General features: G+C 67.8%; 24 protein-coding genes. 10 read left to right on the top strand and 14 right to left on the bottom strand.

The genetic code is table 11. From position 1 onward, the window contains the following. Positions 1–29: 29 nt before the first annotated feature. The 4 genes from N5D91_RS15625 to N5D91_RS15610 all read right to left on the bottom strand — a co-directional run bounded on the left by N5D91_RS15625 (position 30) and on the right by N5D91_RS15610 (position 2,861). Positions 30–485: a protein sip-5 gene (locus N5D91_RS15625; RefSeq protein WP_110710792.1), complete on the bottom strand. Its 456-nt coding sequence runs from the start codon at positions 483–485 to the stop codon at positions 30–32. Beyond that, positions 482–952: a phage holin family protein gene (locus N5D91_RS15620; RefSeq protein ID WP_004153834.1), complete on the bottom strand. Its 471-nt coding sequence runs from the start codon at positions 950–952 to the stop codon at positions 482–484. Before N5D91_RS15620 ends, N5D91_RS15625 begins: the two co-directional genes overlap by 4 nt. 8 nt (positions 953–960) lie before the next feature. Then, the gene (locus N5D91_RS15615; protein WP_004153835.1) at positions 961–1,326 is read right to left on the bottom strand and encodes a hypothetical protein; all 366 of its coding nucleotides are present in this window, start codon (positions 1,324–1,326) and stop codon (positions 961–963) included. A 101-nt stretch (positions 1,327–1,427) separates the two neighbouring features. Beyond that, a complete protein-coding gene (locus N5D91_RS15610; RefSeq protein WP_110710793.1) occupies positions 1,428–2,861 on the bottom strand; it encodes a Do family serine endopeptidase in 1,434 nt (477 codons plus the stop codon). Between the two features lie 491 nt (positions 2,862–3,352). On the opposite strand from N5D91_RS15610, the gene N5D91_RS15605 reads away from it, so the two are divergent. Further along, positions 3,353–4,246 carry a histone gene (locus N5D91_RS15605; RefSeq protein ID WP_153856762.1) on the top strand — a complete coding sequence of 298 codons (894 nt, stop codon included), beginning with the start codon at positions 3,353–3,355 and terminating at the stop codon, positions 4,244–4,246. 107 nt (positions 4,247–4,353) lie between these two features. After that, a complete protein-coding gene (locus tag N5D91_RS15600) occupies positions 4,354–5,040 on the top strand; it encodes a hypothetical protein (protein WP_110710794.1) in 687 nt (228 codons plus the stop codon). 15 nt (positions 5,041–5,055) lie between these two features. On the opposite strand, the gene N5D91_RS15595 is transcribed toward N5D91_RS15600, so the two are convergent. Then, positions 5,056–5,415 carry a DUF1428 domain-containing protein gene (locus tag N5D91_RS15595; RefSeq protein ID WP_049455507.1) on the bottom strand — a complete coding sequence of 120 codons (360 nt, stop codon included), beginning with the start codon at positions 5,413–5,415 and terminating at the stop codon, positions 5,056–5,058. Positions 5,416–5,698: 283 nt separating this feature from the next. Here N5D91_RS15595 and N5D91_RS15590 point away from each other — a divergent pair, with 283 nt between their 5' ends. Both N5D91_RS15590 and N5D91_RS15585 read left to right on the top strand, forming a co-directional pair. Continuing rightward, entirely contained in the window at positions 5,699–6,271 is a 573-nt protein-coding gene (locus N5D91_RS15590) for an Ax21 family protein (protein WP_032130335.1), read from the top strand. Between the two features lie 189 nt (positions 6,272–6,460). Further along, positions 6,461–7,132 (top strand): response regulator transcription factor, encoded by a 672-nt coding sequence (locus N5D91_RS15585; protein ID WP_164162259.1) that lies wholly within the window; start codon positions 6,461–6,463, stop codon positions 7,130–7,132. A gap of 12 nt (positions 7,133–7,144) precedes the next feature. On the opposite strand, the gene N5D91_RS15580 is transcribed toward N5D91_RS15585, so the two are convergent. Then, positions 7,145–7,534, bottom strand: a complete 390-nt coding sequence (locus N5D91_RS15580; protein WP_110710796.1) for a DUF6165 family protein — start codon at positions 7,532–7,534, stop codon at positions 7,145–7,147. Positions 7,535–7,713: 179 nt separating this feature from the next. Between N5D91_RS15580 and N5D91_RS15575 the strand changes: the two genes are divergently transcribed. Further along, on the top strand, positions 7,714–8,412 hold the full coding sequence (locus N5D91_RS15575) for a TorF family putative porin (RefSeq protein WP_180855214.1): 699 nt from the start codon (positions 7,714–7,716) through the stop codon (positions 8,410–8,412). On the opposite strand, the gene N5D91_RS15570 is transcribed toward N5D91_RS15575, so the two are convergent. Further along, positions 8,409–9,557 carry an MFS transporter gene (locus N5D91_RS15570; protein ID WP_153856794.1) on the bottom strand — a complete coding sequence of 383 codons (1,149 nt, stop codon included), beginning with the start codon at positions 9,555–9,557 and terminating at the stop codon, positions 8,409–8,411. The two genes, N5D91_RS15575 and N5D91_RS15570, sit on opposite strands and share 4 nt — an antisense overlap. A gap of 144 nt (positions 9,558–9,701) precedes the next feature. Here N5D91_RS15570 and N5D91_RS15565 point away from each other — a divergent pair, with 144 nt between their 5' ends. Continuing rightward, positions 9,702–10,589, top strand: coding sequence for a LysR family transcriptional regulator (locus N5D91_RS15565; RefSeq protein ID WP_110710799.1), 888 nt, complete (start codon positions 9,702–9,704; stop codon positions 10,587–10,589). On the opposite strand, the gene N5D91_RS15560 is transcribed toward N5D91_RS15565, so the two are convergent. Beyond that, complete coding sequence (locus tag N5D91_RS15560; protein WP_005411992.1) at positions 10,558–11,025, bottom strand: DUF1456 family protein; 468 nt, start codon at positions 11,023–11,025, stop codon at positions 10,558–10,560. The two genes, N5D91_RS15565 and N5D91_RS15560, sit on opposite strands and share 32 nt — an antisense overlap. Positions 11,026–11,141: 116 nt before the next feature. Here N5D91_RS15560 and N5D91_RS15555 point away from each other — a divergent pair, with 116 nt between their 5' ends. Next, complete coding sequence (locus tag N5D91_RS15555) at positions 11,142–11,894, top strand: SDR family NAD(P)-dependent oxidoreductase (RefSeq protein WP_110710800.1); 753 nt, start codon at positions 11,142–11,144, stop codon at positions 11,892–11,894. Positions 11,895–12,051: 157 nt separating this feature from the next. Here N5D91_RS15555 and N5D91_RS15550 read toward each other — a convergent pair whose 3' ends face one another. The 4 genes from N5D91_RS15550 to N5D91_RS15535 all read right to left on the bottom strand — a co-directional run bounded on the left by N5D91_RS15550 (position 12,052) and on the right by N5D91_RS15535 (position 16,168). Then, entirely contained in the window at positions 12,052–12,942 is an 891-nt protein-coding gene (locus tag N5D91_RS15550) for an SPOR domain-containing protein (protein ID WP_164162255.1), read from the bottom strand. 21 nt (positions 12,943–12,963) lie between these two features. After that, complete coding sequence (gene argS, locus N5D91_RS15545) at positions 12,964–14,652, bottom strand: arginine--tRNA ligase (RefSeq protein ID WP_110710802.1); 1,689 nt, start codon at positions 14,650–14,652, stop codon at positions 12,964–12,966. A gap of 114 nt (positions 14,653–14,766) precedes the next feature. Beyond that, complete coding sequence (gene radC / locus N5D91_RS15540) at positions 14,767–15,471, bottom strand: DNA repair protein RadC (RefSeq protein ID WP_110710803.1); 705 nt, start codon at positions 15,469–15,471, stop codon at positions 14,767–14,769. Positions 15,472–15,541: 70 nt separating this feature from the next. Beyond that, positions 15,542–16,168 carry a response regulator transcription factor gene (locus N5D91_RS15535; protein WP_110710804.1) on the bottom strand — a complete coding sequence of 209 codons (627 nt, stop codon included), beginning with the start codon at positions 16,166–16,168 and terminating at the stop codon, positions 15,542–15,544. A gap of 228 nt (positions 16,169–16,396) precedes the next feature. On the opposite strand from N5D91_RS15535, the gene coaBC reads away from it, so the two are divergent. The 3 genes from coaBC to N5D91_RS15520 are packed head-to-tail and all read left to right on the top strand — an operon-like array spanning position 16,397 to position 20,487. Next, the gene (gene coaBC / locus N5D91_RS15530; protein WP_164162253.1) at positions 16,397–17,659 is read left to right on the top strand and encodes a bifunctional phosphopantothenoylcysteine decarboxylase/phosphopantothenate--cysteine ligase CoaBC; all 1,263 of its coding nucleotides are present in this window, start codon (positions 16,397–16,399) and stop codon (positions 17,657–17,659) included. Continuing rightward, a complete protein-coding gene (gene dut, locus N5D91_RS15525; protein ID WP_110710806.1) occupies positions 17,656–18,129 on the top strand; it encodes a dUTP diphosphatase in 474 nt (157 codons plus the stop codon). Before coaBC ends, dut begins: the two co-directional genes overlap by 4 nt. Before the next feature lie 12 nt (positions 18,130–18,141). Continuing rightward, a complete protein-coding gene (locus N5D91_RS15520; protein ID WP_180855212.1) occupies positions 18,142–20,487 on the top strand; it encodes a phosphomannomutase/phosphoglucomutase in 2,346 nt (781 codons plus the stop codon). A gap of 95 nt (positions 20,488–20,582) precedes the next feature. Here the strand turns inward: N5D91_RS15520 and N5D91_RS15515 are convergent, their stop codons facing one another. Together N5D91_RS15515 and N5D91_RS15510 are read right to left on the bottom strand one after the other, a co-directional pair. Further along, positions 20,583–21,296: a response regulator transcription factor gene (locus N5D91_RS15515; RefSeq protein WP_004153862.1), complete on the bottom strand. Its 714-nt coding sequence runs from the start codon at positions 21,294–21,296 to the stop codon at positions 20,583–20,585. Then, the gene (locus tag N5D91_RS15510) at positions 21,277–23,937 is read right to left on the bottom strand and encodes a sensor histidine kinase KdpD (RefSeq protein ID WP_110714244.1); all 2,661 of its coding nucleotides are present in this window, start codon (positions 23,935–23,937) and stop codon (positions 21,277–21,279) included. Before N5D91_RS15510 ends, N5D91_RS15515 begins: the two co-directional genes overlap by 20 nt. Positions 23,938–23,943 lie beyond the last annotated feature (6 nt).

Genomic DNA, 23,943 nt, shown 5'->3' with positions numbered 1-23,943 from the left:
GCCGCGATCGGCGCGGCGGATTTCGTGGATCAACGTTCGGACAGCTCGGTGGCGGCCTCGGCCGGGCGCGGTTCGCGCAGTTCCGGTTCCGCGGCGGATTGCGCCGCTGGTGCCGGCCGAGCGGTGGATGCCGACGCGGTCGCCTGCACCTGCTCACTGGCTTCGTCGGCTTCTTCGGCCGCGTCGTCGGCGCTGGCTGCCGCCTGCGCCGCCATCGCCGTGGCGAACGCGGCCTGCGCGCTGGCGAACAGGTTCGAGACCGAACCCACCATCTGCAGCCAGCGGGCACCGTTGACCTTGCCGGGTACTTCCAGCTTGCCGGCAATGAAGCCACCGGCCAGACCGACCACCACGATGCGCAGCGGTGACCAGCCCTGTCGCCAGACCTGGCTGAGCGTGGACCAGTGGTCCTGGGTTTCAACCAGGCGCACGGTCACCACCTGTTCGCAGCGTTTCACCCGCCGTTGCAGCGCACCGAACTTCATGGCTTGCCCTCCGGCAGCTGCACATCGGCATCGGGATCGTCTTCGCTGGGCTCGTCGAACAGGCCCAGGCGTGACAGCTGGCGCCGGGTGGCGTGCATGCCGGTGTGGTGGAAGAAGTAGGACACCCGCCAGATCGCGTAACCGGTGACGGCCAGGCTGAGCAACGAGGTGATCAGCAGGGCCTGCAGCCAGCTCAGGCCCCAGCTCTGCAGCAGGGCGATGAGGGTGGCGGCCATCAGCAGCCAGGCAGAGGCACCGAACACGATCGCCACGCCGGCCCAGGCCAGCGCACGGCCGAACGCGCTGCGTGCCAGTGCGAAGTCGGCCGAGGCCAACCGGCGCAGCGAACGCAGCGAATGCTTGGCCGAATCGGCAGCGGCACGACCGGCCGCGCCGACCTGGCGGATGCTCTCATCCAGCGGCGGGGTGGCCGCCGGATCAGGGGCTTGCGCGTTGTCTTCGCTCACGCCGCGGCTTACTTGTCGCTGCTGCCGCGGGCCAGCTTGGCGATGATCCAGCCGGCAGCGAAGGCGACGCCGAACGAGGCCAGCGGACGCTCACGGATCAGCTCGGCGGCGCTGTCGATCAGGTCCTTGCCCTTGTCCATCAGGGCGTCGACCTGTTCCTTGGCAGCGGCACCACCGAACTCGGCGGCGGCCAGGCCGGACAGCGCGCTGTCGGACAGTTCGGCCTTGACGTTGGCCTTGCCGATGCGCAGTTCGTCGGTCGCGGCACCGGTTGCGCCCTTGATCGCACCGCCGGCGGCCGTGGCGGCCTGCTTCAGGTGGGAACCGGCTTCACCCAGGTGTTCCTTCAGGTTCTCGGTATTGGTGGGGCTCATCGAATCACTCCTGTTGCGATGGGGGAACGGGTGTCGGCGGTGCCGACCTGGACTGACAGCAATAGCATTGCCGGGGTATAGGGGGTGTTACGGCTGGGCGATCAGCGCATCACGAGCTGGCCCTGCTGCTGGCCATTGTTGCGCAGTACGCGCACGACCAGCGTTGGCGGGCGCTGCTGGAAATTGGCGCGCCAGCTGGCGAGGTCGGCGAATTCACCCACCGTTGCATCGGTGATGATGTCGCCCTGCTGCAGGCCGTTGGTGGCGGCGCGGCTGCCGCGCTTGACCTCGCTGACCAGTACGCCACCAACGCCCGATTGGCGCAGCGACTCCGGCAGGTCGACGAAGGTGGCGCCGCCCAGGCGCGGATCCAGGCTGTCGCCGGTGACTGCGCGGGCCTGTTCCTTCAGCGTTGCCTTGATCTGCAGCGGCTTGCCTTCGCGGCGCACGTCCAGCGTCAGCGGGCTGCCGACCGCGGCCAGGCCTTCCACGTTGTGCAGGGCTTCAGCGCTGTCCACGCGTTGGCCGTTGGCCGAGACCACCACATCGCCCGGCTTCAGCCCGGCTGCGGCAGCGGCCGAACCGGCCAGTACCCGGGTGATCAGCGCACCACGGGTTTCACCCAGGCCCAGCCCCTGCGCGATCTGTGCGGTCAGGTTCTGGCTCTCCACGCCCAGCGTGCCACGCACCACCACACCGTGCTTGACCAGCTGGTCGACCACGCTGCGCGCCAGGTTGGACGGAATCGCCAGGCCCAGGCCGATGTTGCCGGCCATGCTGCCCTGTGGGTTGAAGCTGGCGGTGTTGATGCCGACCAGCTGGCCCTGCAGGTCGACCAGAGCGCCACCGGAATTGCCCGGGTTGATCGACGCATCGGTCTGGATGAAGTTCTGGTAGCCCAGCCCTCGGATGCCGCTGCGGCCCACCGCCGAGACGATGCCCGAGGTGACCGTCTGGCTGAAGCCGAACGGGTTGCCGATCGCCACCACGAAGTCGCCCACCCGCAGCTGGTCGCTGTTGCCGAGCTTGATGTCGGTCAGGTTCTGCGCCGGGATGCGGATCAGTGCGATGTCGGTATCGCGGTCCGAACCGAGGAACTCCGCCTTGACCGTGCGCCCGTCGGCCAGTGTCACCTGCACGTCATCGGCGTTGTCGATGACATGGTGGTTGGTCAGTACCAGGCCTTCCTTGGCGTCGATGATCACGCCGGAGCCGAGCGATTCGTTGATGCGTTCCTGCGGAATGTCCGGGAACAGGCGGCGGAAGAACGGGTCATTGAAGAAGGGGTTGCGCACGCGCACCACCTGCTTGGTGTTGACGCTGACCACCGCCGGCATCGCCTTTTCCAGCATCGGTGCCAGCGACGGCACCGCCTGCCCGGCTACCGAGGCCGGCAGTGCGGCGCTGGTCGGCAAGACCGCTGGCAGCGGTGCGGCATCGGCCCGGTTGTCCAGGTGCGCATTGATGCCGGTGGCAACGAAGCCACCGAAGGCGGCGGCGATTGCGAGCGTGAGCAGGGTGGGAAGCGGTCGCATGGGAGTCGGTTCGCTGGCGTGGGTGGGGGCGGTTCGGCCCTACGGTAAAACAAGCTGAATGAGTGTGTCGCGATCTGGATAAATGCGCCATGAAAACCGGGCGCCCGGAGCGCCGACCGCGCGCGCCGCGAATGAGCCGTTGGCGACAGCGCGATCCGTGCGCCACGCAACGTGGATACGCGCCCGGGCGTGGCGCGATACAGGCCGATACTTGCGCAGTTCTGCGCATCCCGGTGCCGCGATGCGCCATATCGCACGCCTTCGGCTGCAATTGAGCGGGCGCATGCGCCGAACGCTTCCGCCCGCCGTGACCTTGCGGCGCAGCACTGAAAAGAAGGGGTTTCGTGCACGACGGCAGCGTTGATGAGGGTGGTGGGCTACACCATTGCCGTCGCATCAGATGCGATTGCGGGCGCATGCCCCGTTCCACGATCGTCAATGTCGGTATAGCATCGCCCCGTTTTGATACTTAAGGCCCCCAGGAGGGCAACATGAGCAACGGTAATGGTGTGTCGGTCGTGACCGACGCCGTCGAGAACGTGAAAGAAACCGCCACCAACGTCGGCGAGACCATCGCCCACGCCGCCGAAGACGCCGTGAAGTCGGTCAAGAAGACCGTCAAGCGCGCCACCAAGGCTGCCGGTACCCGCGTTGCCAAGGCCAAGAAGGCTGTGGCCAAGGTTGAGAAGACCGTTGCCAAGAAGGCCGAGAAGGCTGCCAAGTCGGTCGGCAAGACCGTTGCCAACGCCAAGAAGAAGCTGGAAGCCGCCAAGAAGAACGCCAAGGCCGAAGCCGCTGCCCTGAAGAAGGAAGTGGCCAAGAAGAAGGCGGCTGCAGGCAAGGCCGTGACCAAGAAGGCCGCTGCTGCCAAGAAGACCACCAAGGCCGCCACCAAGGCTGCCGGCAAGAAGGTCGCCACCGTGAAGAAGGCCGCCACCAAGAAGGCCGGCGTCGCCAAGAAGACCGTTGCCAAGAAGACCGCGGCCGCCAAGAAGGTTGTCGGCAAGAAGGTCGCTACCGCCAAGAAGGCCGTGGCCAAGAAGACCGTCGCCGCCAAGAAGGTCGCTGGCAAGAAGGCCGTGGCTGCCAAGAAGGTTGTCGGCAAGAAGGTTGCCGCTACCAAGAAGGTCGCCACCAAGAAGACCGCGGCCGCCAAGAAGGTTGTCGGCAAGAAGGCTGCTGTCGCCAAGAAGGCCGTCGGCAAGAAGACCGCTGCTGCCAAGAAGGTTGTCGGCAAGAAGACCGCCGTTGCCAAGAAGGCGGTGGGCAAGAAGGTTGCCGCCACCCGCAAGACGGTCGCCAAGAAGGCTGCGCCGCTGAAGAAGGTCGCCGCCAAGAAGGCTCCGGCCAAGAAGGCCGTGCGCAAGGTCGCCAAGCGCAAGTAATGGCGCCGTGACCGAAGGCCCTGCCACCCAACGGGTGGTGGGGCCTTTCGCGTTTCTGGGACACCCCATGGGGCAAGATGCAGGTTCTTCCCGCCGGAGCCCCGGGCATGCGTGGTATCGACTTCAGTTCCTGGCAGGGCGTGCTGTCCACGTTGGCTGGCCTGGTCCTGATCACCCTGCTGGGCGTGGGCATCCGCCTGCTGGTGATGCAGACCCTGCAGCAGCGCCGCGAGCGCGAGAACCGGCAGATCAATGAGCGGCTGCGCACGCTGATGGCGGCCTACAAGACCCTGGGCGGTTCCTTCACTGGCGAACTGGGCGTGGATCCCAGCCATCGCCGCGACCTGCGCCAGCGCGAAGATGCCGAAGGCATCGCCGAACCCCGCTCGGATCGCGCGCGCCGCATCCGCGATGCCGTCGAGGCCGCGTTGTCGGACATCCTGTTGCTGGGCACCGACGAACAGGTGCGGTTGGCCGCGCGCGCGGCCAACGAACTGGCACAGGGGCGGCCGGTGCACACCCACGAACTGGTGGTCTCGCTGCGCGACTTCGTGCGCGAAGCGCTGGATCTGGCGCCGATTCCGACCGACCTGCAGATACCGCCGCAGGGACCAACCCGACCCGCTGCCAGTGGTGGCGGCAAGGGCCGCAACGACGGCGATGCCAAGGGCGGTCGTGCGGGTGGTGGTGGCGGTGGCGGAATGGGGGCCGGCATGGGCGGTGTGGGCCTCGGCGCCGGCGCCGCTCTGGGCGCCGGCCATGCGTCTGCCAGCGATGACACGGACGCGCGCTGAGCACGTCCGCCGGATTCAGCGCGTCAGCTCGTAGAGCGGTACGAACCCACCGTAGATCATCCGCGCGCCGTCGAACGGCATCGGATTCTTCGCCGGATCAAACCGCGGGTCTTCCATCATCTTCTTCATGCCGGCGTCGCGGGTCGGCTTGTCCGGCCATTCGATCCAGGAAAACACCACCGTCTCATCCGGCGTGGCTTTCACCGCGCCGAAGAAGTCGGTGGTCTTGCCGTGCGGTACGTCGTCACCCCAGCATTCGACCACACGCAGCGCGCCGTACTCGATGAAAACGGGATCGCCTGTGCGTGCATGGGCGAGGAACTTCTCCTTGTTGGCGGTGGGCACCGCCAGGACGAAACCATCGATGTAGCTCATTGCCTGCCTCCGGATGGACCGTGCCGCATGCACGGCCTTCAAGTACCCGACGAACCAGGGCGCCATGGATCGACAATTCAGCAGCGCACGTTCGTTGTAGCCCATGAAATGCACGCGCGCCGCGCGCGTATGCCAGACGCAGCCTGAATCAAGCCAAAAAATTCAGCAATGCGAAGACCGCTGTTTTCAGGGAGCGTTGTGGCGAATAACGGAGAATTTACATTCCCGATGCGATGGCGCCCTGGCGCTGCTGCACACCATAAGAAAGTAAAGGTGTACCCCCATGAAGAATTCGCTGATTGCTCTGGCCCTGGCCGCTGCCCTGCCGTTCACCGCCTCGGCTGCTGAGAACCTGTCGTACAACTACGCCGAAGCTGACTACGCCAAGACCGACATCGACGCGTTCAAGGCCGACGGCTGGGGCGTGAAGGGTTCCTACGGCTTCCTGCCGAACTTCCACGCCTTCGGTGAGTACAGCCGCCAGGAAATCGACCACACCAACATCAAGCTGGACCAGTGGAAGATCGGCGCCGGCTACAACGTTGAAATCGCTCCGACCACCGACTTCGTTGCCCGCGTTGCCTACCAGAAGCGCGACCAGAAGCACGGCCTGGACTTCAACGGCTACAGCGCTGAAGCCGGTATCCGCACCGCCTTCGGTGCCCACGCCGAAGTCTACGGCATGGTCGGCTACGAAGACTTCTCGAAGAAGCACGGCATCAATCCGGAAGGCCAGTGGTACGGTCGCCTGGGCGGTCAGGTCAAGCTGAACCAGAACTGGGGCCTGAACGGCGAGCTGAAGATGAACCGCGACGGCGACAAGGAATACACCGTCGGCCCGCGCTTCAGCTGGTAATTGCTTCCTCGGCGCGCCTGCGCGCTGAAGATGCCTCGACAGGCCCGGCTTCTGCCGGGCCTGTTGCGTTGTGGGGAAACGAAACCGCGCCTGACCACACGCCCCGGTCGTGCTCTGTTGCAATAAATTGGATTCCGCTGACCGCAGCACCGACCTACGGTGGGTACTTCGTATTGCCGGATCTGTGTGATGCCGCCTGCCGTTCCCGCTCTGTGTCTCGACCGGCCCTGCCGCCTGGCCATGCTGGCGCCGCATCCAGTACTTCGGCTGGGGGTGGAAGTCGTACTGCGCCGGCACGCTGGCGTGCAGGTCTGTGCCAGCTTCACCTGTGAGCGCGAACTGTTCGACCTGCTGCAGCGCCAGCCCGGCGACATCGACCTGTTGCTGGTCGATCTGCTGGCACCGCATGGGCCCGGGGAAGGCTTGTCCCTGCTTCGCCTGCTGTCACGGCGCTGGCCGCTGCTGCCGGTGCTGGTGCTGTCCGCACACTGCAATGCCAGCACGGTGACCCTGGCGATGCAGGCTGGCGCGCGCGGCTTCCTGTCCAAGGAGACTTCGCCGGACATGCTGCGACGCGCGGTCGATGTGTTGGTCCGTGGCGGACGCTTCGTACCGCCGGAACTTCGCACGGCGTTGAGTCGATCGCGGATGCGGCGGACACCGGAGCCGCTGCTCGCAGCATTGAGCCGACGTGAGCGCGAAGTGCTCCGGCTGGTCCTGCAGGGCTGCAGCACCGGTGAGGTCGCACGGCGTTTCGGCCGTACGGCCAGCACGGTCAGTACGCAGAAGCGGACCGCCTATCGCAAGCTCGGCATCCGCAGTGACGGCGAACTGTTCCGCATCCGGCATCTGCTCGAATGAGGGTGAGCCGGCTTATTCGCCCTGGTACTGCTTTTCTTCCACCAGCGCCGAACCGGCCACGCGGTTGATCTCGTTCTTCACCTGCACGCGCTCGCCATTGGTGCCATAGACACCACGCGCCAGCTGGATGAACGCATCGTCGAACACCTGGGCTGCTTCCTTGTCGCGCAGCTGGTCCTGGATATCCCACATGCGCTCGTTGATCGCCTTCAGCTGCTGCTTCAGCACGGCCAGTGCCGGCTGTGCCTGCAGCTGCTGCTGCAGCAAGGGCAGCAGGCCGTCCAGCTCGGTGCGGACGTTGGCCAGCTTGGCCACATCGTCGATGCGCTCGGCCTTGATCTCGAGAATGGTGATCTTGTCGATCAGCTCGCCGATCGATACCGGGGTCAGGATGGCGTCCACGCGGTTGGTTCCTGGAAACAAGGCGCCATGATACCGCGCCGCTGGCACGCGGCCCCCGGTCCACGGGATTTACGCCGAATTTGCGCCACGGGCCCGGCAGCACCCTCGATCCGTTACGGCCACCACCTCGACACTGCGCTCCCGGCGGCGCAACCGCCTTCAACGAGGAACACAGTGCAGTGAACAGCAAGGGGATGATGGCGGCGATGGTGGCCGCCCTGGCAGGGCTGCTCGGCATCGGCAGCGCCCAGGCACAGGTGCAGGTCAGCGGCAGTGCCACACTGACCAGCGACTACGTGTGGCGTGGCAGCTCGCAGAGCGATGGCGACCCGGCGGTGCAGGCGGGCGCGAAGATCTCGGTTGCATCGGGCTGGTATGCCAGCGTGTGGGGCTCCAACGTTTCGTTCAAACCGGACAATGGCGCGCGCAGCGAGTTCGACCTGGTGGCAGGCTGGTCCGGCGCGCTGGCACCGGACTGGACACTGGATGCCAACCTGACCCGCTATGTGTATCCAGGTACCGGCCGCGCGCTGGACTGGACCGAACTCAATACCACCGTGACCTGGAAGCAGCGCGCCTGGTTGCAGATCGCGCATTCCAACGACGCGTTGGCCGGTGGCCATCGCGGCACCTATGCCCAGCTGGGTGTGCGGGTGCCGCTGCACGATCGGTTCCGCCTGGAAGCGGCGGTAGGCCAGTACTGGCTGGCCACCGCACAGGGGCCTGATTACCTGCATGGCCAGCTCAGTGCCATCGCCTCGCTGACCCCGGCATGGGAGCTGCGGGCCACCGTGCATGACACCGACAACGCAGCGAAGCGGCTGTTCCCGGGCAATGCCGGTGGGCGGTGGGAGTTGGCGCTGCAGGGCAGCTTCTAGTCAGTCACCGAAGCCTGGCGTGCGCGCAGCGCGCCGGGCATCCACAGCAGCAGGGCCAGCACGGCCACTGCAGCACCGGCCACGCAGACCCCGGTCCAGCCGAAGCGCTGGTAGACCTGCGCCGACAGCAGCGAGCCCAGCGAACCGCCGATGAAGTAGCCGGTCATGTAGCCGGCGTTGAGCCGGTTGCGCGCCGCCGGTTGCAGTGCGTAGATCAGGTTCTGGTTGCTGACATGCAGCAGCTGCGCGGCCAGGTCCAGCACCACCACACCGGCCAGCAGTGCCAGCAGCGAGTGTGCCGACAGTCCCAGCGGCAGCCATGACAGGAGCAACAGCACCAGCGCGATGGCGGTGGCGCGTCCGGTCTGGCCGCGGTCGGACATGCGCCCGGCCAGGCCCGCAGCCAGCGTGCCGGCGGCACCGACCAGCCCGAACAGGCCGATGGTGGCGTCGCTGTAGGCGTAGGGTGGCTGCGCCAGCAGGAACGCGAGCGGGGTCCAGAAGATCGCGAACATGGCGAAGCTGCAGGCGCCCAGCAGGGTGCGCTGGCGCAGCACCGGCTCCTGCACGAACAGCACGCCGATCGAGCGCAGCAATGCGAAATAGCCGAGGCCGGCGCTGTGGTGGAATCGCGGCAGGCCGCGCTGCAGCGCCAGCGCGGTCAGCACCAGGGTGCCGGCGGCGATGGCATACACCAGGCGCCAGTCGCCCAGGCTGGAAAGCAGTCCGGCCACGGTGCGCGCCAGCAGGATGCCCAGCAGCAAGCCACTCATCAATGTGCCGACCACGCGGCCACGATGTTCCGGTGCGGCCAGCGTGGCCGCGAACGGCACCAGTACCTGTGCCACCACCGAGAACAGGCCGGTGATCGCGGTACCCACCAGCAGCCAGGCCAGCGACGGCGCACAGGCACTGATCACCAGCCCGCCGGCGGACAGCAGGCTCATCACCACGATCAGGCGGCGGCGTTCGAACAGGTCACCCAGCGGCACCAGCAGGATCAGTCCGGCGGCATAGCTCAGCTGTGCGGCGGTGACCACCATGCCGACCTGGCCGAACGGCACACCGAAGGCATCGGCGATGGTGTGCAGCAGCGGCTGCGCATAGTAGTTGCTGGCCACGGCCACGCCGGTAGCCACCGACATCAGCAGCACCTGCCAGCGGTGCAGAGGGGGAAGGGACGGACTCACGCGGTGTTCCAGGAAGCGGGGGAGCACAGTGTCCGCCTGCTGCAGTCATGATGGAAATGAATCATCATCATCCCTGTCATCTGGAAATGAGATGGTTGCGTGAATCTCAAGCAGCTCGAGTTCGCCGTCGCCCTGGCCGAGGAGGGCAACTTCACCCGCGCCGCCGAGCGCTGCCACGTGGTGCAGTCCGCGCTCAGTCACCAGATCGCCCATCTTGAGCAGGAACTGGGCACAACGCTGTTCGAGCGCCTGCCGCGCCAGGTGCGGGCCACCGCCGCCGGCGAGGCGCTGCTGGTGCATGCACGCCAGGTGCTGGCCAGCCTGCGCCACCTGCGCGCCGACGTGGCCGCCGTCACTGGCGAGGTGCGTGGCCTGCTGGCGATCGGGCAGATCTCCTCGCTGACCGACATCGATGTGGTGGCGATGCTGGCGGCCTTCCAGCAGGCGCACCCGCAGGTGGAGTTCCAGCTGCGGGTCGACAAGAGCGAGGACCTGATCGCGCAGGTGCAGTCGCGAGAGCTGGACGTGGCACTGGTCGGATTGGCGCCGTCGGCGGGGTTGGACGGGGTCTGCCACCAGATGCTGCAGGAAGAAGACCTGGTGGCGGTGCTGGCGCCGTCGCACCGCTTGGCCCGCCACAAGCGGCTGCCATTGACCGAATTGCAGGACGAGGCGCTGGTCGACTTTCCGCGCGGCACCGGTGCACGCCGCCAGACCGACGATGCCTTCGCCGCCGCTGGCCTGCCGCATACGGTGCGCTTCGAGGTCAATCTGATGGAACTGATCGAGCGCTTCGTCCGCCATGGGCTGGCGGTTGGCATCGTGCCAGCGTTGATCGCCGACGGGTTCCAGGGGGTGGTACAGATTCCGCTGCAGCCGACCCCGACCCGCCGCGTGCACCTGGTCTGGCAGCGACTGCCGACACCGGCGGCGCGGGCGTTTGTCGAAGCCGTGCTCAGCCGCGCAGGCGCAGGCTCAGGCCCTTGAGGAAATTGCGCAGCATCTGGTCCAGGCAGCGCCGGTAATTGGTGTGCCCGGGCTGGCGGAACAATGCGCCCACTTCCGACTTGGAGACGTTGAAGCCGGCGCTGGCGAAGATCTCCATCAGATCGACGTCGCGCAGCTGGAAGGCGACGCGCAGCTTCTTCAGCACCAGGTTGTTGTCGATGCGGGTTTCCACCGCACGCTGAGGCTGGCTCTCATCGCGACCGCGCAGGTGCACGATCAGGCCGTCGAGGAAGTGCGCCAGCGCGCTGTCGCTCATCGCTTCGAAACCGGCTTCGTCCTCGCGGCGCAGCCAGGCTTTCACCTGTTCCGGATCCACGGCGAAGGCGGGGTCGGCCATCTGGCACAGAGTCACCACGTGGTGGTCGCCCAGGTCCAGGGAGTAGCGCACGCTGCGCAGGACATCGTTGTTGATCATGGCCCCAATTGTACCGGTCACCCCGACAGGCGGGGCCGGATCTGGCCGATCAGGCAACGCAACCCCCGGCCGACGGTGCCAGAATGGGGGTCTGGTTTTTCCCCTGGAGTTGCCTGATGACCCGCACTGTCCTGATTACCGGCGCCACGTCCGGCTTCGGCGCCGCCGCCGTCCACCGCTTCGCCCAGGCGGGCTGGAAGGTGATCGCCACCGGCCGCCGCGGCGAACGCCTGCAGCCGCTGGTCGAGCGCTACGGCAAGGACGTGGTGCATGCCGCCGCCTTCGACATCCGCGATCCGGTGGCGATGGAAGCGGCGCTGCTGGCACTGCCGCCGGCCTTTGGCGAGATCGATCTGCTGGTCAACAACGCCGGCCTGGCGCAGGGCACTGCGCCGGCACAGAGCGCCAAGTTGTCGGACTGGACCACGATGATCGACACCAACATCACCGCGCTGGTGACCCTGACCCACCGCCTGCTGCCGCAGCTGGTGGAGCGCAAGGGCGCAATCATCAACATTTCGTCGGTGGCCGGTGTCTACCCGTACCCGGGCGGCAATGCCTACGGTGGCACCAAGGCTTTCGTCAGCCAGTTCTCGCTCGGCCTGCGTTCGGACCTGCACGGCACCGGCGTGCGCGTGACCACGATCGAGCCGGGCATGGCCGAAACCGAGTTCACCGTGGTGCGTACCCATGGCGACCAGGCAGCGTCGGACAAGCTCTACACCGGCGCCAACCCGATGACCGCCGAAGACATCGCCGAACAGATCTTCTGGGTGGCCACGCTGCCGCCGCACCTGAACATCAATCGCCTGGAACTGATGCCGGTCAGCCAGTCCTTCGCCGGTTTCCAGGTCGCCCGCGAAGGCTGACCGCCGTCTGCAGAGTCGAGCTTGCTCGACTGCTCTTCGCCCTTTGTAGCGTCGAGCCATGCTCGACTGTTGCTCTACTCCCAGTCGAGCATGGCTCGACGCTACAGAAACAAAAAAAGCCGGGCAGTGCCCGGCTTTTTCATTCACTTCGGCAGGCTCACTGCGCCTTGATCGCCATCGCCTGCAGGCCGGTGCCATCCAGCTTCTGCTTGGCTTCGGACAGTTCGCCGGCGCTGCCGTACGGCCCCATGCGCACGCGGTACACGGTCTTGCCGTTGATCTGCGCCGATTCCACGCGTGCCGCCAGGCCCATCATGGCCAGCTTGGCCTTGGTGGCTTCGGCGTCGCCGGAGGCACCGAACGCACCCGCCTGCAGGATGTAGCGGGCGTTGTCGGCAGCAGCCGGTGCCGCAGCGGCCGGGGGAGTGGCCGCGGTCGGCGCGGTTTCCGCACGCGCTGCCGGAGTGGCGGCGGCGGTGCTGGTCGACGCCGGCGGCGTCGCCGCAGCCGGTCGTTCGCTCAGCGGTGCCGGCAGCGGACGGCTGGTGGCGGTCACTGGTGCGGTGCTGGCCACGCTGGCCGTGGCCGTCGGTGCCGGCGCGGTAGCCGCTGGCGGCGGAACCGGCTTGCCTTCCAGTGCCGCCTGCGCGCGCTGCGCTTCGGCCTTGGCCCGGCGCTGGTCCTCGGCACGCGCGCTGGCGGCCAGTTCGGCGTCGGACATTTCAACTTCCTTGCCCGGCAGCAGGGTATAGAAGTCGTACTGGGTGGCGGCCGGCTTTTCCGGTTCGGCCGGCTTCGGCGTGGTCGGCTGCGCGGCCGGCTGGGTGCCGACATCGCTGTCGGCATCAGCAACCGGGGCCGGCTGCGCATTCGGGTTCGGCTGCGGACCGGCGCGCAGGAAGCCATCGCCTTCGCCCTTGAACAGGTTCGGCGCCGCCAGGAACACCACGGCCGCGATCGCTACACCGGCCACCAGCCACACCCATCCGGGTGTGCCCTGGCTGCCGCTGTTGCGTCGTGCCTGGCTTTTGCCGCGTCGTGCTGCCATGAGTACTGCGTCTCCTGATGCTTACATTTTTTCCGGGGCGCTGACGCCCAGGAGGTCGAGGCCATTGGCCAGCACCTGGCGTGCCGCGCAGGCCAGGGTCAGCTTGGCATTGCGGTCGGCGGTGTCTTCCACCAGCACCGGCGTCCCGTGATACCACGTGTGGAACGCGTGCGCCAATTCACGCAGGTACTGCGCCACCAGATGCGGCTCCAGCGCCACGCCGGCTGCTTCCACCACTTCCGGATACCGCGAGATCTCGTTCATCAGCAGCAGCGAGGCGTCGTCGGCCAGGCGGCCGAGGTTGGCCAGGCCATTGCCCTGTTCGTACACCAGGCCCTTCTCCTGTGCCTGGCGCAGCAGGCTGCAGACGCGGGCGTGCGCATACTGCACGTAGAACACCGGGTTGTCGTTGCTCTGCTGGCGGGCCAGGTCGATGTCGAAGGTCAGCTGCGAATCGGGCTTGCGCGCGATCAGGAACCAGCGGGTCGCATCGCGGCCGGCTTCCTCGATCAGGTCGCGCAGGGTGAAGTAGCTGCCGGCACGCTTGGACAGCTTCACTTCCTCGCCGCCGCGCATGACGGTGACCATCTGGTGCAGCACGTATTCCGGCCAGCCCTGCGGGATGCCCACTTCCATGGCCTGCAGGCCGGCACGCACGCGCGCCAGCGAGCCGTGATGGTCGGCACCCAGCTCGGTGATCGCACGCTCGTAGCCGCGCTGCCACTTGGACAGGTGGTAGGCCACGTCCGGTACGAAGTAGGTGAAGGTGCCGTCGGACTTGCGCATCACGCGGTCCTTGTCGTCACCGAAGTCGGTGCTGCGCAGCCACAGCGCGCCGCCTTCCTCATAGGTGTGGCCCGAGGCCTGCAGCTTGGCCACGGCTTCGGCAACCTTGCCGTCGGCGTACAGCGAGCTTTCCAGGAAATAGATGTCGAAGTCGACGCCGAACGCGGCCAGGTCCAGATTCTGCTCGTTGCGCAGGTAGGCCACGGCGAAGCGGCGGATCGCCTGCATGTCGTCCGGGTCCTTGGCACCGACCACGGTGCTGCCTTCCAGATCGACACTGGCGCCGGCCATGTAGGCGCGGGCGACGTCGGCGATGTATTCACCGCGGTAGCCACCCTCCGGCCAGCCATCCTGGTCCGGCGCGATACCCTTGATCCGTGCCTGGGTGGACAGCGCCAGGTTCTCGATCTGCACGCCGGCGTCGTTGTAGTAGAACTCGCGCTTGGCGTTCCAGCCGTTCGCATCGAGCACGCGTGCCACGCAGTCGCCGATCGCCGCCGCGCGGCCATGGCCGACATGCAGCGGGCCGGTCGGGTTGGCCGACACGTACTCCACACCCACCGTGCGGCCATTGCCGGACAGGTTGCGGCCGTAGTCGTGGGCTTCCTTGATGACCGAGGCGGTTTCGCGCTGGTACGCGGCCGGGGCCAGGTGGAAGTTGATGAAGCCGGGGCCGGCGATCTCGACCTTGCTCACGTCCTCGCTGCGCGGCAGCGCCTCGACCAGCGCCTGTGCCAGTGCGCGCGGATTGCTGCGCGCGGCCTTGGCCAGCAGCATCGCGGCATTGGTGGCGAAGTCGCCGTGGTCACGGGTCTTCGGGCGCTCGACCACGAAGTCCGGCGGCAGGGAGTCGGCGGGCAGGGTGCCATTGGCGCGCAAGGCTTCGATGCCTTGGCTGATCAGGGCGCGGAGGAGATTTTTCACGAGGCCTGCTGTGAGAATGAGCGGCGGAATCGCCCATTTTAGCGCAGATACCAGCGGCCACGCTGACCCAAACCTGCCTGTGGGGGCGACCGATGGCGCCTGGAGGGCGGGCGCTCAGCCGAACAGGCGGGGCTGGGGCGGCGACAGCAGGCCTCGTTCAGCAAACGAAACGGGGCGGCCCTCACCGACCACGAAGTGGTCCAGCAGGCGGACATCCACCAGCGCCAGTGCCTGCTGCAGTTCGTCGGTGATGCGGGTGTCGGCACCGGAGGGTTCCGGGTCGCCGGAGGGGTGGTTGTGGCTGAGGATCACCGCCGCCGCGTTGTGCAGCAGGGCGCGCCGCACCACCTCGCGGGGGTAGACCGGGGCGGCGTTGATGGTGCCGTGGAACAGTTCCTCGCAGGCGATCAGGCGGTGGCGGTTGTCCAGGAACAGCGCCATGAAGATTTCCCGCGCCTGCCCGCGCAGGCGGTGCTGCAGGTAGCGGCCGACCGCGGCCGGGTTGTTGCCGACCGCTTCGCCGTGCTCCAGCTCCGCTGCCAGGTAGCGGTGGGCCAGTTCCAGCCCGGCAGCCAGCGTACAGCTGCGCGCCGGGCCGAGCCCGGGCAGACGGGCCAGGTCGCCTGCGGAGCGGTCCAGCAGCACCCGCAACGGGCCATGCGCCTGCAGCAGGTCGCGCGCGGTCTGCACGGCATCGCGGCCACCGAATCCGGAGCCGAGGAACAACGCCAGCAGTTCGGCGTCGGAAAGTGCGGTGGGCCCACGTGCGATGAGCTTCTCGCGGGGGCGTTCCTGTTCGGGCCAGTCATGGATGGGCATGCCTGCATCATCGCCAGCCCGCGTGGCGGCTCCCATCGGTGCACACCGCAGCACCGGGTCGGGCGATGCCTCACCCGCGCCGGGTCTGCAGATAGTCGAACAGTTCCTGGTTGTTCTGCAGGCCCAGCTTGCGCTTGGCTTCGGCCTTCTGCCGGCTGATCGTCTTGGGGCTGCGCCCGCAGCGTTCGGCGACGGCATTCACGCTGAGCCCGGCCGCCAGCAGATCCAGCACTTCCTGTTCCCGCGCCGACAGCGGCGCCGGTTCGCGCGGGAACAGCAGGTCGCGGGCCTGCAGGTGGTGGCGCAGTTGTTGGGAAACGAACACCTGGCCGGCCAGTGCCGCGCTCAGCGCCTGCGGCAGCTCGGTGAAATCGGCGCATTTGTCGACCAGGCCGCTGATGCCCTCGCGCAGCAGGCCGTCAAGCAGTCCAGGATGACGAGCTCCGGTGAGCACCACCACCGGCAGCCCGGGATGGCGCTCGCGCAGTGCATCGATCAGTTCCGGGCCATCCGGGCCGTCGCCCGGCATCGACAGATCGGTCAGCACCGCATCGCAGTCATGCCGATCCAGCAGCTGCAGCAGCTCCGCGCCGTCACTGGCGCTGCCGACGATCTCCATCAGGTGGGTCTGCAGCACGATGCGGATGCCGTGCAGAACCACCGGATGGTCGTCGGCAATGATGATGCGCGGGTGCACGCGGCTCCTCGGGGATCGGACGGACCGCAGCACACAGCGGCCAACGCCTGATTCTGCAAAAGGGCAGGGCCGCAGAGGTATAGGAAAGGTCCGAAACCGATGCCCGGCAAACCCCGGGTCAAGCGCAGCGCGCTCCATCTGCTGATAGCTGTCCGCTATGTGCACCGTGCACCGGGACATTACCGACCATCGGGTAAGCTAACGCCCTCGTTTGCACAGGAATTCCAGGTGGCTGACTCCCCCAACGCTTCCCCCGCGCCGGCCCGCGCGCTGGAAGGTCAGAAACTGCTGTTGTGCGTCGGAGGCGGGATCGCGGCCTACAAGGCCCTGGAGCTGGTGCGGCGCCTTCGCGACGCCGGTGCCCAGGTGCAGGTGGCGATGACCGCCGGTGCCCAGCAGTTCGTCACTCCGCTCAGCTTCCAGGCCCTGTCCGGGCAGCCCACCCGCACCACGCTGTGGGACAGCGCCGCCGAACAGGCCATGGGCCACATCGAGCTGGCGCGCTGGGCCGACCGCATCGTGGTTGCCCCCGGTACCGCCGATCTGCTGGCGCGGCTGGCCCAGGGCCACGCCGATGACCTGGTCAGCACGCTGTGCCTGGCCAGTACCGCGCCGCTGACCCTCTGCCCGGCGATGAACCACCGCATGTGGCTGCATCCGGCCACCCAGGCCAACATCGCCCTGCTGCGCCAGCGCGGCGCACAGGTGATCGGCCCGGTCGACGGCCCGCTGGCCGAAGGTGAATCCGGTCCCGGCCGGCTGGCCGAACCGGCCGACATCGTTGCCGCGCTGGCCGCCAACGGCGGTGCCGCCGCTGCGGTTGCCGCACCGGAAACCCGCGCGCTGCAGGGCCTGCGCCTGCTGATCAGTGCCGGCCCGACCTATGAAGACATTGATCCGGTGCGCTATGTCGGCAATCGCAGCAGCGGCAAGATGGGCTTTGCCCTGGCCGCTGCCGCCGCCGCGATGGGTGCTCAGGTGGTGCTGGTCAGCGGCCCGGTACAGCTGCCGACGCCGCCCGGCGTGCAGCGCGTCGACGTGCGCTCGGCCGCGCAGATGCGCGATGCCGTGCTGAAGTCGCTGCCGGCCGACATCTATATTGGTGCCGCAGCGGTGTCCGACTACACACCGCGCCAGGTGGCCCAGCAGAAGCTGAAGAAGACCGCCGACAGCCAGTCGCTGGTGATCGAGCTGGTGCGCACTCCGGACATCCTTGCCGAAGTCGCCGCGCAGACCCAGTCGCTGAAGCTGGTGGTCGGCTTCGCCGCCGAGACCCACGACGTGGAGAAATACGCGCGTGGCAAGCTGGTCGACAAGCGCCTCGACCTGGTGATCGCCAACCAGGTCGGCATCAGCGGTGGCGGTTTCGAGAGCGACAACAATGCCGCCACGGCCTTCTGGCAGGACGGTGAACAGGTATTCCCGGCCACCTCCAAGCGTGAACTGGCCGAACAACTGCTGGCGCTGATCGCGCGGAGACTCCAGGCATGACCCAGGCTTTCACTTCCCAACCGCTGCAGGTCAAGCTGCTCGACCCGCGTTTCGGCGACAGCTGGCCACTGCCGGCCTACGCAACCGAGGCCAGCGCCGGCATGGACCTGCGCGCGGCGCTGGATACCGCGCTGACCCTGCAGCCGGGCGACACCGCGCTGGTGCCCAGCGGCCTGGCCATCCACATCGCCGATCCGCACCTGTGCGCGGTGATCCTGCCGCGCTCGGGGCTGGGCCATCGCCACGGCATCGTGCTCGGCAACGGCACCGGCCTGATCGATGCCGATTACCAGGGCCCGCTGCTGATCAGCGTCTGGAACCGTGGCCGTGAGGCCTTCACCATCGAGCCGGGCGATCGCATCGCGCAGCTGGTGGTCGTGCCGATTGCCCGCGTCAACCTGCAGGTGGTGGATACTTTCACCGACAGCGTGCGGGGAACGGGTGGATTCGGCCATACCGGGGTGCGTTGACGGGGGACATCGATGAGCGGCATCGGGGAAGGACAGCGGGGACGGTCGTTGGGTCGCAGTGCACCACTACTGGGGGTGCTGCTGATCCTGCTGGCCGGCTGGTTCGGATGGAGCGCGGTGCAGCAATGGCGCCAGGAGGCCAACGGCCAGGCGCTGGAAGAAGCACGTGACCAGGCCGTGCAGGGCCTGCAGGACGCGGCCGCTGGCCAGCTGAAGCAGCTGCAGCAGCAGCTGAAGAACGAACGCGTGCAGCAGGCGTTGCAGGCCGGTGATGCAGCGGCAGCGGCGCTGGCCGTGCGCGAGAGCTGGACCGGCGTGGAGCAGGCTGACGTGCTGACTGCCGATCTGGCCAACGCCTACGCCGACCCGGCCGCCTTTGGCTATGCCCGATTGGCGCTGCTGGAAGCGGCATTGGCCGAAGGCAAGCCCAGCCTGCGCGTGGTCCGCGATGGCGGTGGCAATCGCCTGGGCCTGGCAGCGCCGGTTCAACTGGGCAGCCTCGGCCCGGCGGTGCTGTATGTGCGCCAGCCGTTGCTGCGGCTGACCTCACCGCTGGATCAGGTCAGCGCGCCGTCCACGGGTTTCCTCGGATTGCGCCAGGGCGCGCACGACCTCGTCGCCCAAGGCGATTCCGGCCTGGCGGAAAGCGCCGAGGCACTGGCACGGCCGGTCGCCGGTACACCGCTGCGGCTGGTCGCCGCGGTGCCCAATGTTGAAGCCGGCCCGCTGGGCCTGGGCGCGCTGGCCAGCGCCATCGTCGCGCTGCTGCTGGCGTTCATCGCCGTGCTGCTGGTGGTCGGTCGTGGCCGACTGCCGAAGACCCTGCCACTGCCGCGCCGTGCCGCTGCAGCGGAGGCCGACCATGGCCCGACCCTGAGCGAGAGCCTGCAGATGGCGCCGCCCCCGCTGGCCGCTGCCGCCAGCGAGGAAAGCACGCCACCGCCGCCGCCGCCGGTGCCGGCCGAGGAACTGGCCGCCGGCATTTTCCGCGCTTACGACATCCGCGGCGTGGTCGGCAGCGAACTGACGCCGAAGACCGCTGCGTTGATCGGTCAGGCCATCGGCACCGTGGCCCTGGAACAGGGCCTGCGCGAGGTGGTGGTCGGCCGTGATGGCCGCCTGTCCGGGCCGGAGCTGGCCGCAGGCCTGGCCGAGGGCCTGCGTCGGGCCGGTTGTGCGGTGATCGACATCGGCCTGGCACCGACGCCGCTGGTGTACTACGCCGCCTTCCACCTGCGTACCGGTACCTGCGTGGCAGTCACTGGCAGCCACAACCCGCCCGAGTACAACGGTTTCAAGGTGGTCATCGGCGGCGAGACGCTGTCCGGCGATGCCATCACCGATCTCTACCAGCGCATCATTGAAGGCCGGTTGGTGCAGGCCGCCGAACCGGGCGATTACCAGCAGCGCGATGTCAGCGCCGACTACATCCAGCGCATTGCCGACGACGTGCAGCTGGACCGCCCGTTGAAGGTCGTGGCCGATGCCGGCAACGGCGTGGCCGGCGCGCTCGCGCCGCAGCTGCTGGAAGCGATCGGTGCGGAAGTCATCCCGCTGTACTGCGATGTCGACGGCAGCTTCCCCAACCATCATCCCGACCCCAGCGAGCCGGCGAACCTGGAAGACCTGGTGCAGACGGTGAAGCGCTTCGGTGCCGATCTCGGCGTCGCCTTCGATGGCGACGGTGACCGCCTGGGCGTGGTCACCGGCGAAGGAAAGATCATCTATGCCGACCGCCTGCTGATGCTGTTCGCCGCCGACGTGCTGATGCGCAACCCCGGCGCGATGGTGATCTACGACGTGAAGTGCACCGGCAAGTTGTCCGACCACGTGCTGCGCAATGGCGGCAGTCCGTTGATGTGGAAGACCGGGCATTCGCTGATGAAGGCGAAGATGCGCGAGACCGATGCTGAGTTGGCCGGCGAGATGAGCGGCCACTTCTTCTTCAAGGAACGCTGGTTCGGTTTCGACGATGGCCTGTATGCGGCTGCGCGCCTGCTGGAGATCCTGGCCCAGCGCGAGGAAACGCCGGATGAGGTGTTGGCCGAGCTGCCGGAGATGGTGGCCACGCCGGAACTGAAGGTGCCGGTGGCCGAAGGCACGCCGCATGCGCTGGTGGCGATGCTGGTGGCGGCGGCGCAGTCGCCGGACAACCCGTATGTGGGCGGTCGCCTGTCGACCATCGACGGCCTGCGCGTGGACTTCCCCGATGGCTGGGGCCTGGTGCGCGCCTCCAATACCACGCCGGTGCTGGTGCTGCGCTTCGAGGGCAATGACGAGGCGGCGCTGGAACGTATCCAGGCGCTGTTCCGCAGCCAGCTGCAGCCGGTGCTGGGCGACACCCCGCTGGGGTTCTGATTGATCGGGATTGGATCGATCGGGTAGTGCCGGCCGCTGGCCGGCAACCACAGGATGGTTCTGGGGTTCAGGAGGTTGCCGGCCAGCGGCCGGCACTACCCCTTGAACCGCAAGCCCACGCCCGGTTCGGTGAACAGGTAGCGCGAATCCAGCGCTGAATCGCCCAGCTTGTGCCGCAGCTTGCCGACCAGGATGCGCAGGTAGTGGGTGTCGTGCTGGTGGGTCGGTCCCCAGATCTCCTGCAGGATCTGCGGCTGGGTCACCACCCGCCCGGCGTTGCGCAGCAGCAGCGACAGCAACGCGTACTCCTTGCGGGTCAATGCGACGGGTTCGCCGTCGAGCGCCACTTCACGGCGCACCAGGTCCACATGCAGGTGGCCGTCGTCGAACACCGGCGGCGTGCCGTCGCTGGGCACGCTGCGGGTGCGCAGCAGCGCCCGCACCCGCGCCATCAGCTCCTGCGTGCCGAACGGCTTGGTCACGTAGTCGTTGGCGCCGGTGTCCAGCGCCCGTACCTTCTCGGCTTCGCCGGCGCGCACGGTCAGCATGATCACCGGCACCTGGCTCCACTGCCGCAGCTGTTCCAGCACCTCGTGGCCTTCCATGTCCGGCAGGCCGATATCCAGGATCACCAGATCCATGTCCTCGCTGGCGGCCAGTTGCAGGCCTTCCTGACCGGTGGCGGCCTGCCGTACCTGGTAGCCCTGCGCGCGCAGGCTGATGTCCAGGAACCGGCGGATCTGGGTTTCATCATCGATCACCAGCACGCGCGCGGCTGGCACGCTGGCATCAATCGGGGTCGGGCTCATCGTGGGAGGCTGGCTTGAGCAGGGGCAGGGTGATGCGGATCAGGGTACCGCGACCGTCGCGCCCGGGCAGCGCCTGCACGCTGCCGCCGTGCGCGCCGATCATGCCCTGGCAGATGGTCAGGCCCAGGCCGGTGCCGTGGCGGCCACGGTCACCGCGTTCGACGCTGTAGAACATGTCGAAGATGCGCGCACGCTCGTCGTCGGGAATGCCGGGGCCGGCATCGATCACGTCGATGCGCAGCTGGCCGTCCAGCTCGCGCGCCTGGACCTGCACGGCGGCATCGGGCGGTGAGAACTTGGCCGCGTTTTCCATCACGTTGAACACCGCCTGTTCGACCAGCGCCGGGTGTACCCAGATCGGCGCCAGCGTGGCCGGAATGTCCAGCTCCAGCCGCACCTTCGGCTGGTAGCGCTGCAGGCGCCGTGCGGCCGAGCCGATCAGTTCGTCCACGCCGATCCAGTCGCGGTTGATCTTCAATCCTTCGTGGCCGAGGCGGGTCATGTCCAGCAGGTTCTGGATGTAGCGGTCCAGCCGCTCGCCCTCGACCAGGATGGTGTCGAGCAGGGCACGGCGATCGGCCGTATCCATTGCCGCACCGTAGCTGGCCAGGCTGTCGGCCGAGCCGATCATCGCCGCCAGTGGCGAGCGCAGGTCGTGCGACACCGAAGAGAGCAGCGCCGAGCGCAGTCGCTCGGTCTCGTTGCTGACGTGCGCCTGCTCCAGTTCGGCCACCAGCCGCGTGCGCAGCGCGGCCTGCGCGATGTCATCGACCATTGCTTCGGCCAGCTGCCGTTGTTCGGGCAGCAGGCGCGCCTGTGCGCCGGGCAGGTACAGGCCGGCCACGCCGATCGCGCGGTCCTCGCCATCCAATAGCGGCAGGAACCACCACTGCGCACCGGCCAGGGTATCGGTGAAGCGTCCACTGGGCTGGCCATGGCGCAGCGCCCAGTCGGCGGCGGCCAGGTCGGTGTCGCCGGGCTGGCTGCGGCCACCGGTTGCGGTGTCGGCGCCGATCCGCAGCCATGCCGGCACGTCCATCGCCTGTTCCAGTGCATGCCGACCCGCCTGTGCCACCTCGCCGTTGCCGGCGGCACTGGCCAGCTGCCGGCCCAGCTGCTGGCGCGCACGTGCATGGCGGTTGGCCGCACGCAGCGCGATCACCTGCATGCGCAGGCGCGAGGCCAGGCGTCCGGCCACCAGTGCGGCGGCCAGGAACAGGAAGACGGTGATCACGCCCTGGCGTGCGCCGATGGCGAAGGTAAAGCGCGGTGCGATGAACAGGAAGTTGTAGGCGAGGAAACACAGGATCGCCGCCATCACCGCCACGCTGGCACGGGTGCGTGCAGCCACCAGCACCACCGCCACGATGAACACCATCGACAGGTCGGCCATGCCCACCCAGCGTTCAGCCAGCCAGGCAACCACGCACGCCAACGCCGTGGCGATCAGGGCCTGCACGGGTTCATGGCTGAAACCACGCACCGGTGCCATCAGCCCCTCGCGGCGCGAGCGTGCGCGTGCCTGCGGCGTGCTGATGATGGTGATCTCGTAGTGCGCGCCGCGCTGGATCAGCTGCTGGGTCAGGGTGCGGTTGAACATCCGCGCCAGCGGACGTTCGCGGGTCCGGCCGAGCACCAGGGTCGACACGCCGTTGTGCGCGGCATGGTCGAGCAGGGCATCGGCGATGCTCGATCCGTGCAGTAGTTCGGCGTCGCCGCCCAGGCGCCGTGCCAGTGCGAAGGCCGCATCGATTTCGCGCCGGGTCGCCTCGTCCTGGCGTCGGCCCTGCACGGTCACCACCGTCCACGGCGCATCGCGGCGTTCGGCGATGCGACGCGCCACCCGCACCAGGTATTCGCTCTGACCGCCGCCATCAATGGCCACCAGCACGCCGCGACGCAGCGGCAGGTTGCTCTCGCCGCGTGCGGCGCGTGCTTCACGCAGACTGCTGTCGACGCGGTCGGCGGCTTCCTGCATCGCCAGTTCACGCAGCGCGGTCAGGTTGGCCGGCGAGAAGAATGCCTGCAGCGCCTGCGCGGCCTGTTCGGGCACATAGACCTTGCCCTGCTGCAGGCGCGCGATCAGTTCGCGTGGCGGCAGGTCGACCAGCACGATGTCATGCAGGCGGTCGAGCACGCCGTCCGGCACGGTCTCGCTCACGCGTACGCCGGTGATCCGCATCACCACGTCGTTGAGGCTTTCCAGGTGCTGGATGTTGACCGTGGTCCAGACGTCGATGCCGGCGTCCAGCAGCTCCATCACGTCCTGCCAGCGCCGCTCATGGCGGCTGCCCGGCGCATTGCGATGGGCCAGTTCGTCCACCAGCACCAGCGCCGGATGCCGTGCCAGCACGGCATCCAGGTCCATCTCCTGCAGGGTATGGCCGTGGTAGGCCACTGCCTTCAGCGGCAACTGCGGCAGGCCCTCCAGCAGCGCCTGGGTATCGGCGCGGCCGTGGGTTTCCACCAGGCCCACCACCAGGTCGACACCGCGGCGCAGCTGTTCCTGTGCGCGGGTCAGCATGGTGTAGGTCTTGCCCACGCCCGGCGCCGCGCCGAGGAACACGGTCAGCTTGCCGCCGGCTTCGCGTTGCAGGCCTTCGACCAGGGCATCGGCCTGGCGGGTACGCGCATCAGTCATGGGTGC

Source organism: Stenotrophomonas sp. GD03794, assembly GCF_029842145.1.
GTDB lineage: Bacteria > Pseudomonadota > Gammaproteobacteria > Xanthomonadales > Xanthomonadaceae > Stenotrophomonas > Stenotrophomonas riyadhensis.
Note: the sequence above shows the minus strand (reverse complement) of the source record. Positions and strands in the feature narration are given on the sequence as shown.